Genomic DNA, 8,946 nt, shown 5'->3' on the forward strand with positions numbered 1-8,946 from the left:
CTCACACCCTCTCAATTTCTTTTTTACCGAACAAGCCATATGGCTTAAACATTAGGATGAATACCAGCAGAACAAATGGCATTACTTCCTTTAAGCCACCACCTATTAACGGATCTAAATATCCACCAGTCATACTTTCAATAATCCCGATGATTAACCCGCCGATAATTGCACCAGGAATACTATCAAGTCCTCCAAGAATGGCTACAGGTAATACCTTTAATCCAATCGCCGAAAGCGAAGCATTTACACCATTTATATTTCCAAGCAGGATACCACCTACTGCAGAAACAATCGCAGCAATTGCCCATGCGACAGCGAATATCGTCTTTACACTAATCCCCATTGACATCGCAGCTTGCTGGTCATCAGCTGTTGCTCGCATGGCTATTCCAAGCTTTGAATACTTGAAAAACAATGTAAATACAAGAAGCATGAACACAACAATCACAAGTGACCATAGATAAACAGGTGCAACTATAATCCCTGCAAACTGAACCGGCTTCTCCGAAAATATTTTTGGAAATACACGTGTTTCATGCCCCCAAATAATATGAACAACGCCAGCTAGCACACTCGATAAACCAATTGTCGCCATAATCATGGAAATGACCGGTTCTCCAATAAAAGGCCGTAGAACAATCCGTTCTATCACAAACCCTAGAATCGCACTAAATATGAGCGCTAGTAATACAGCAGGAATAAACGGTATGTTGTACGCTGTAATTAGCGTAAGGCAGACATATGTCCCAATTAACAGAAATTCTCCTTGTGCAAAATTGATTGCATCACTGGACTTATAGATTAAAACAAATCCTAACGCTACAAGCGCGTAAACACTACCTACAACGATTCCTGTCACGAGCATTTGTAAAAAAAACGTCATTAAGCGGCTCCCTCCTCTTCTTCCATGAGGATTACCCGAAGTGTTGTTTGAATTAATTGTTCATTTCCATCTCGATATTTAATGCGACCTTCAATATCGATTTGGTCATTCTCTGAGTAAAGTCCCTCAATTAATTGTTCATATTTCCTAGCGACAAATTGCCTACGTACCTTTTTCGTGCGAGTTAATTCCTCATCATCTGCATCCAGCTCTTTATATAAAAGAACGAATTTCTTTATTCGGGCTTTTTCAGGTAGAGTCTTATTGACTTCATTTACTTGCTCTTGTATCAAATCTAGAACTTGATTCTTTGATGATAGATCGGTATAGGTTGTGTAGCCTATCTGCTTTTTTTCTGCCCAATGTCCGACATTTTCCATATCGATATTAATTATGGCAACTACATAGGGACGTTCCCTTCCAATTGCTACAGCCTCTTGTATATAAGGGCTAAACTTTAATTTATTCTCAATGTATTGAGGTGAGAACATCTCTCCTGTATCTAAACGAATGACATCCTTCAATCTGTCGATAATATATAAATGTCCGTCTTCATCTAACCGCCCAGCATCCCCGGTATGTAGCCATCCATCTTCAATTGTTTCGTTCGTTGCTTGTTCATTATCGTAATATCCTACACATACACTAGTGCTTTTAAGTAGTACTTCACCCTGGTCAGATATCTTCACTTCTGTTCCAGGTATCGGAGTCCCTACACTTTCAATCTTTATATCCCCATCACGATGAACAATTGAGATTCCTGATACCTCTGTCTGACCATAGATACTTTTGACATTAACTCCAATGCTATGAAAAAAAGTAAATACATCAGGTCCAAGTGGAGCACCACCTGTATAAGCTCGTTTTAATCGTAAAAGACCTAGGTGGTCACGAATCGCACTAAACAAAAAGTAATCTGCGATTTTATAGGTGATTTTTGTACCAAGCGATATTTCTTCTCTATTAAATTTAGCTCTTGCTACTTTTTCACCAATTGGCTTACACCACTCATACAGCTTCCGTTTTAACCAACCTGCATCTTGTATGCGAACTTGAAATTTCGAGACCATATCTTCATAAATTCTAGGAGGAGAAAACATCACATGAGGCCCAATTTCACGAAGGTTTTCTAAAACAGTTGTGGGTTCTTCCGGGAAGTTAATGGTTACTCCGCTATATAAGCCCATTGAGATTGTCATCATCTGCTCCCCTATCCAGGCAAGTGGTAAAAATGAGAGATATTCATCACTTTCTAATAATGGGTCGAATGAGGTAAGATTTTTTGCCATATCAAAGAGATTTTGATATGAAAGCATCGTTCCTTTCGGGTTTCCAGTCGTACCCGATGTATAAGATAATATAGCGGTATCCTCGTAAACCCCTTTTTTCAATTCTGTTTCGAAATAAGTAGGATCTTCCTGTTCAAAGGATTTACCTAGCTCTTTTACATCATGAAAGAATATGAGATTCTCATCCTGATAGTTTCTCATTCCTCGCGGATCATAATAGATAATCGTCTTAACCTTTGGGATCATTTCTTTAATCTCATACAACTTATCAACTTGTTCTTGATCCTCTGCTACCACAATTGATGCATCACAATTGCCTAAAATATAGGCAATTTCATTTGGGAGAGACTCCTGAAAAATACCAACACCAATGCCACCTAAGCTTTGTGCGGCTAATTCACTAATTACCCACTCTGAACGATTATCCCCGATTATAGCAAGCTTTTCTCCCCGCTTAAATCCCAGTTTGGCTAGTCCCAAACTAAGCAATTTTACATCCTCAAAGAATTCTTGATAAGTTACTTCGTTCCATATTCCAAACTCCTTTTCCCGGTAAGCAACCTTTGATCCATTTTCCTTACTTTTCTCTTGCAACACTTGAGGAAATGTCATGTTGGACATCAAATACCTCCTCCCTGTTCGTTAGCCCACTTGATCTTCTCCCAAATAGGCATTTATAACCTTTTGATTGTTTTGAATTTCGTCTGGTGTCCCATACCCAATTAACTTTCCAAAATCAAGAACAGCAATATGATTAGATAAGTCCATTACCACTCGCATGTCATGCTCAATTAGGATAATCGTTGTTTTCCTTTCAGCATGAATATCAATAATATAGCGAGCCATATCCTCTTTTTCTTCCGTATTCATACCAGCCATTGGTTCATCTAATAATAAAAGCTCCGGATCGAGTGCTAATGCTCTCCCTACTTCGACTCGTTTTTGTAACCCATATGATAGCCTGCCGACAGGGGTATTTCGAATATGTTCAATTTCTAGAAAGTCAATCACATCCTCCACTTTCTGACGATGCTCGACCTCCTCCCTTTGTGCCTTTCCCCAGTACAATCCCCCTGAGAGAATACCTGTTTTCATTCTGACATGCCTCCCAAGCATCAGGTTGTCTAGGACAGATAAGTGGGGAAAAAGCTCAATGTTCTGAAAGGCCCTTGCTATTCCTAGCCCAGCGCGTTTGTGGGGCTTCAGCTGTGTAATTTCTTCACCTTTGAAGGAAATCGATCCATTTGATGGGCGGTACAAACCACTTATACAGTTCAACATGCTTGTCTTCCCTGCACCATTTGGTCCGATAAGTGAAAATATCTCGCCTTCTTTTACCGCATATGAAACATGATCAAGTGCAACGACTCCACCGAAGCGTAAAGTCACATCTTGCATTTTTAAGATTTCCAAACTCCTGCCTCCCTTCGAGAAAGTAATGAAAGCGCTCACAACCTACTATATTTATAATTCATATGCATGTATTTTTAAAAAAGACTATCAGTATTAAAAAGAAATTGATTGAAGGATAGCATAAAATCATAGAGTAGAAGAACACCCTTTAAATCGCTTTCCTTCAACATTTCAATCAGTTGATTAGCTACAACACGTTCAGCAGCTGGACATTTAGTAATCTTTGCTTTGACGATCATATTATTTTCGTTATCATCGAATCTAATAGAATTTGAATAACCCTCTACAGCCTCTAAAAACTTCATTATTCCATAAAATAAAAAATCACCACTTATCGAAAGATATACCAAAAGGTGGTATTCAAATCGAATATTATGGTGATTCTGAAAAGTCTATAGATTTTTTTGCGTTATTCTAACTATTTTGTAAAAAAAATCTAGACATGCCAATCTTTAGGCTTGATGTCCTTATCCATCCATTCCTTTTGTGGTGCTAAGTATGCAGCAGTGGCGATTAAATGATTATTGTGCCAGTTTGCTGCTCCGGAACGAATCATTTCATCGACCAGGACCTGAATGAATTCATCTGGATGAAGTTGGAAAGCGTAGCGTGAAAAATCTTGGAACCAACCACAATTTAATAGGTATTTATCAATTTCTTCTATTGATAATCCGTTTTTAATGATAAGTGTAAATGCAAAAATCCGTTTGCAGGCATGCCATGCAATTTTTTCCGGATTTTTAAGCCACTTTTCAAGTCGTTTTCTTGCTAAATCAATGGAACTAAGTGGATCCTCTATTTTGGGTCCATGGCCTGAATATGCCTGGCTGATTCGGAGCTTGGACACCCGTTCTATACTTTCTATTGATCGTTGGATTGATGAAACACCCTCCCGAAAGATGTTAAACCAGCCAACATCATTTCTGTGAAAGAGATCCCCACAAATGAATATCTCTTCTTCAGGTTCATATAGAGAAATATGTCCTAACGTGTGTCCTGGTGTGTGCAGGACTTGAAAAGTTCTGCTTCCTGTATAAATTTCATCATTATCAGAGAGCTTCAAATCGACGTGGTAAGGTTCTACAGGCTGATCTAACCATTCGGCACTACCAGCCTCACTGTCACACGTATTAATTAAATCAGCATCCCATTTATGAGCAGCAATCTTTACGCCAAAATTTTTTTGAAGATGAAAATTTCCTCCTACATGGTCACTATGATAGTGAGTATTCACAATTAGATGTAATTCCTCTGCTGAAACGCCTGCTTCTTTAATTAAACGCACGGTTTCTTCCGCATCACTTCCAAAACCAGTATCAATAAGGATTGAAAACTGATCCTTGATAAGAACCATGTTTGCACTTGGAAATTTTCTTTCAAAGAAAATAATACTCTTTTTGTCCATATGCTATTCCTCCTTAAGTTCAATGATTATACAATTATGATTGAACGTTCGCTCAATTATATTATATGTTATTTACCGAATAGTTTAATAATTCATACTTTCTCAGCGTGGTTTTTTGGGGTGCTAAGTAGGATTGTTAATACATAACTTTAAAAGAAAAGCAACTGCCATTTGTCTCAGTCTCAAATATGCAATCTCCTTTAATTTTTAATTACATGTCCTATTTATTTACGTTCCTAACCTTCTATAGATAACCTATACTGTTTACCTATAATTTTATGAAAAATAAGTGACAATCCCTTTTAGATATCGCACCCGTAGTAGAATTACCATAATTGAGTTTTATACAACTTTTTTTCCAATCCAATGAGCAAGCAATGCAACTGGGATAATTAAGAGACAAAAAGGTAAGCATAGAAAAATTATTTTCCATGTAATGACTTCATTCAATAGTAAAGAGCGATACAAAACTAAACTGTATGGAATAATAACAATCAGTGAAGTGAGTGCACCAGGTGTAAGGGAGCGAAGAATAATCGATTGAGCAATATGAGTAAAAGCGTGTAGAAAAAAGACTAATGTAATAATGGTAAAAATATAAATATTTCCAAGTAATCCTTGAATTACATATTGATTTGCCATAACTGTTGAACTACTTACGAATAGAAATAAAATTAATACGGCAACTGCGAACTGGGCTGTTGACATAGAAAATTGTTTAATGACTCTTTTCGCAATTCTATCCGGCAATATGTCATATAGAACAGTTGAATTTCTCTTCATCCACCTTTCAACCATAATAATTTCTTCAAAATCATGAAGGATAAACATAATTGGAAATAACCAGATAAGTGTTTGAACATCAAACAACGGTTCCATAATCCACATCCTATCCATAAATTTCTTTTAAATTTACCTGGCGTTCATTCTTCAAACTGCTCCGCTCGATTAGTAATTTCAACACAAATAAGCGATAATCCTTTTTGATCATCGCTCCCGTTGTTTAAAGTATACTTTTCACTAAGTTGCATTAGTAATTTTATAATTTTTATGATTGACTATGGTTGTTATAGGTTCGTCTTTTGCTTTATTGTACCCGTACTCAACAATTACAGAATTTTCTCTTACAACAGTTACCCTTCCTTCATAGTTTTTCCCTTCACGCTTAAATAAAATATTGTCCCCAATTTTAGCAGTTGCCATTTTATCACCTCTGAACTTATTATTTTCAGCAAGGATAAAAAAATACAGGAACAATGAAAATACAAGCTGTAGCTATCGCGAAAAAAGATGGGGTGTCGCGGAAAACCCAATGTTTGATGAGATCTTCATCACACCAAGCTCGGAAAATAGTTTTATTCTGAATTATGGAAGAAAATTCCCCATTACATAAGGGAATATTTATTGATTTAATATCATTCTATTTCAAATAAATAAAACAACAAACACCATAAATGGTAATGCCGACACTGCATAAATCTAATTTGAATATATATCCATATACCCAACAATGGTTTCCCATGATCCTCCAATTGTAGCACCTATTTTTATGAGAAAACATTCCAAATTAACGTTCCTACAGTTGTTAATACTAGAATACTCAGAAATGGCTGCTGATAAGACAACAATATCTTGAGCCAATATATAGTGAGTAAAACTACTTCAGCTGGGTAGTATATGTTTGAGATGGTGTACTTTCATCATCTGCATATTCCCCATTAATAAACAAGGAAGTGAATAGATGAATCAGATTAACGAACGCAATAACTTTGGTGGAAATGTAGAAGAAAGTGGCAATAATCAAGCTGGTAGTAATGCTAATCAAGATGAGAGTGACTTTGGTGAAGTAGCAGGAACTTTTAATGGAGCCGTTACGGGTGCTATGATAGGTGCTCCATTTGGATTAATTGGTACTGTAATAGGCGGTGTAACAGGCGGTGCTATTGGAAACCAGATTGTAGATGCGGCTAATGTCGATGACAAAACAGCTTCCAAAAACCTTGATGAGAGCAATAATAACTCTATAAATAAGTAGCAGGCACTTTACAAAAATGTATTTGTGTTAACTTCACCAAAAATATCGTCAAAAAGACAGTCTTTTTTTCACTAAAGCACCTGTTCGTAATATAAGGTTAGCCAGATTTCTGGTTGACCTTTTTCTATATGGTCTTATTATAACGGTAGTCGGGGTAGAACGCCGCACCCGTGGGACTAGATCCCGTCAACTAAACTGTTCGCCCCCTATTTGTATAAACTGTTTCAGGCTAGTTGGGTCAATAAGGCCTGTTTAACAAACGAACCTATGACATTATAAGAAGCTTAGGGGATACCGACTAATTCAATATTCTAGGAGGAGATAGTCTATGAATCCAGTCATTGGTCTGGATGATCATGTCCTCTAAAGGGAGTGAACAAAAGAATTATCTTATTTACTATTTCACTTATTTCATTATGTATATATTCCTTAATTCTCTATAGTTGATAGTTCTAAAGTACGAGTTTCCATATACCCCTTGTTCATTTCATCATCTTCATAAACATGTACTTCATATGTTAGTAGATTACCTTCTATTGAAAAATCAGCTACTTCTTCCTTAAAAGGGAGTTCCAGAATCGGAGTGAGCTCAAGTGTTGTTAAATTTAAGTGATAGAGATTACCTCCACGAGTTACCGTACCATGAACTAACCCAATCGTCGTTAAAACTGAATCATTGTCATACCATGCAATTTTCTTAGCTGTCCATTGAAGACCATGATTAAAATCAATATTCTCAATCGTATTACTGGTTAGCTCTTTCAATACAATTGTTCCATTCGCTTCAAATTCTCCAAGCCCTTCAATCATCACTTGTTTTTCACCATTCGGCGATAGAATCCATTCATTTGGATCATCAGGTTCCTTTTCACGTCGAACTCGCTTAAATTCATACGGAACTTCAATTACAGCTATAAAATTTGCTTCTTTAGTTGGCCATTTGGCTTCGATATTATAAACATAACGACCCGTTTCATATGGAATTGAGAAACTATTTGATTTTAGTGGTACATACTTATCCCAAAGATAAACCGCAACCTTCGGATCATTGTCAATACGAATTGTAGCTGTTTCGTTTGGGTTTGTTACAATAGAAGGTTGTTGATTAGCATATTCTAACAGAGGTATTCCTTCATATCCTTCTTCATTCAATATCAGTTCATTTTCAGTTCTGCCAATCGTTATAGTCCCTTCATCAATTGTGATTACCTCTACTTCGTCAATCGATGCTTCTGTTTCTCCATTTTCCAATCCAAGACAACCCGAAAGTATAAAAGTAATGAGCAGAAAAAACATAATTTTTCTCAACTTTTCACATCCTTAAACATATTTAAATTCATCCTTATTCAAATAAGTTGCTCCGTAAGTTCAATATTTTCAACAAAAAGTTGATTAATCCTTCTTGGATTAACGGACCCGTTAGGTATACATAAACACTTACAGACAATAGGTCATTATTTCTTACCTTTTCGTTCTAAAAGTATAGGTGCTATATTTAGTAAGATAGAAACAATTGTCAAAAACCATAATGCCCTTTCCATACCAGGTACTACATCTTCTATAGCTGCCCAATCTCTCACTTCTACCCACCGTGATACAAGACTGTATTCTGCACAAAGTGTTAATGCTGTAAATGATAATCCCATTGCCATAGCAAGCTTATAATCCTTTCCTGCTGTATACATATAAAGATTTATAAAAGTTGCGACTATTGCAACAACCCCAAATATCATAAATAACATTACTAGCCTCCATATATTTTTATTTTTGTCGTGTAATAATACTAACGTGCATCATCTCCATTTTTTGCATTACTTTTTTATAAGACATTAATACGTAAAATTTTATTTTATAGTAAATGCACTTCCATTTGTGATTTCATATTGAACAAACCTGCCTCTTTCGTATTATAAGGTTA

General features: G+C 36.4%; 9 protein-coding genes. 1 reads left to right on the forward strand and 8 read right to left on the reverse strand.

Annotation, left to right across the window (positions count from 1 at the left end; translation table 11 throughout):
• Nucleotide 1: 1 nt before the first annotated feature.
• The 6 genes from V7112_RS19975 to V7112_RS20000 all read right to left on the reverse strand — a co-directional run bounded on the left by V7112_RS19975 (nucleotide 2) and on the right by V7112_RS20000 (nucleotide 6,196).
• Nucleotides 2-886: a branched-chain amino acid ABC transporter permease gene (locus V7112_RS19975; protein ID WP_335423146.1), complete on the reverse strand. Its 885-nt coding sequence runs from the start codon at nucleotides 884-886 to the stop codon at nucleotides 2-4.
• The gene (locus V7112_RS19980; protein ID WP_335423148.1) at nucleotides 886-2,796 is read right to left on the reverse strand and encodes an AMP-binding protein; all 1,911 of its coding nucleotides are present in this window, start codon (nucleotides 2,794-2,796) and stop codon (nucleotides 886-888) included. The genes V7112_RS19975 and V7112_RS19980 overlap by 1 nt, the downstream gene beginning before the upstream one ends.
• A 21-nt stretch (nucleotides 2,797-2,817) precedes the next feature.
• Nucleotides 2,818-3,573 (reverse strand): ABC transporter ATP-binding protein, encoded by a 756-nt coding sequence (locus V7112_RS19985; RefSeq protein WP_438823929.1) that lies wholly within the window; start codon nucleotides 3,571-3,573, stop codon nucleotides 2,818-2,820.
• Between the two features lie 451 nt (nucleotides 3,574-4,024).
• The gene (locus V7112_RS19990; protein ID WP_335423151.1) at nucleotides 4,025-4,993 is read right to left on the reverse strand and encodes an MBL fold metallo-hydrolase; all 969 of its coding nucleotides are present in this window, start codon (nucleotides 4,991-4,993) and stop codon (nucleotides 4,025-4,027) included.
• A 342-nt stretch (nucleotides 4,994-5,335) separates the two neighbouring features.
• Nucleotides 5,336-5,872: an HXXEE domain-containing protein gene (locus V7112_RS19995; protein ID WP_335423152.1), complete on the reverse strand. Its 537-nt coding sequence runs from the start codon at nucleotides 5,870-5,872 to the stop codon at nucleotides 5,336-5,338.
• 141 nt (nucleotides 5,873-6,013) lie between these two features.
• Nucleotides 6,014-6,196 (reverse strand): DUF2187 family protein, encoded by a 183-nt coding sequence (locus V7112_RS20000; RefSeq protein WP_335423154.1) that lies wholly within the window; start codon nucleotides 6,194-6,196, stop codon nucleotides 6,014-6,016.
• Nucleotides 6,197-6,734: 538 nt separating this feature from the next.
• On the opposite strand from V7112_RS20000, the gene V7112_RS20005 reads away from it, so the two are divergent.
• A complete protein-coding gene (locus tag V7112_RS20005; protein WP_335423156.1) occupies nucleotides 6,735-7,028 on the forward strand; it encodes a hypothetical protein in 294 nt (97 codons plus the stop codon).
• Between the two features lie 429 nt (nucleotides 7,029-7,457).
• Here V7112_RS20005 and V7112_RS20010 read toward each other — a convergent pair whose 3' ends face one another.
• Both V7112_RS20010 and V7112_RS20015 read right to left on the reverse strand, forming a co-directional pair.
• Nucleotides 7,458-8,336, reverse strand: coding sequence for a DUF4652 domain-containing protein (locus tag V7112_RS20010; RefSeq protein ID WP_335423158.1), 879 nt, complete (start codon nucleotides 8,334-8,336; stop codon nucleotides 7,458-7,460).
• Between the two features lie 146 nt (nucleotides 8,337-8,482).
• Nucleotides 8,483-8,770, reverse strand: a complete 288-nt coding sequence (locus V7112_RS20015; protein WP_335423160.1) for a hypothetical protein — start codon at nucleotides 8,768-8,770, stop codon at nucleotides 8,483-8,485.
• Between the last annotated feature and the right edge of the window lie 176 nt (nucleotides 8,771-8,946).

The organism is Bacillus sp. JJ1566, assembly GCF_036962685.1.
Lineage (GTDB): Bacteria > Bacillota > Bacilli > Bacillales > Bacillaceae_L > Ferdinandcohnia.

Coding starts and splice junctions, on each gene's coding strand:
- V7112_RS19975 (WP_335423146.1), bottom strand. CDS start 886: ATGACGTTTTTTTTACAAATGCTCGTGACAGGAATCGTTGTAGGTAGT.
- V7112_RS19980 (WP_335423148.1), bottom strand. CDS start 2,796: ATGTCCAACATGACATTTCCTCAAGTGTTGCAAGAGAAAAGTAAGGAA.
- V7112_RS19985 (WP_438823929.1), bottom strand. CDS start 3,573: ATGCAAGATGTGACTTTACGCTTCGGTGGAGTCGTTGCACTTGATCAT.
- V7112_RS19990 (WP_335423151.1), bottom strand. CDS start 4,993: ATGGACAAAAAGAGTATTATTTTCTTTGAAAGAAAATTTCCAAGTGCA.
- V7112_RS19995 (WP_335423152.1), bottom strand. CDS start 5,872: ATGGAACCGTTGTTTGATGTTCAAACACTTATCTGGTTATTTCCAATT.
- V7112_RS20000 (WP_335423154.1), bottom strand. CDS start 6,196: ATGGCAACTGCTAAAATTGGGGACAATATTTTATTTAAGCGTGAAGGG.
- V7112_RS20005 (WP_335423156.1), top strand. CDS start 6,735: ATGAATCAGATTAACGAACGCAATAACTTTGGTGGAAATGTAGAAGAA.
- V7112_RS20015 (WP_335423160.1), bottom strand. CDS start 8,770: ATGTTATTTATGATATTTGGGGTTGTTGCAATAGTCGCAACTTTTATA.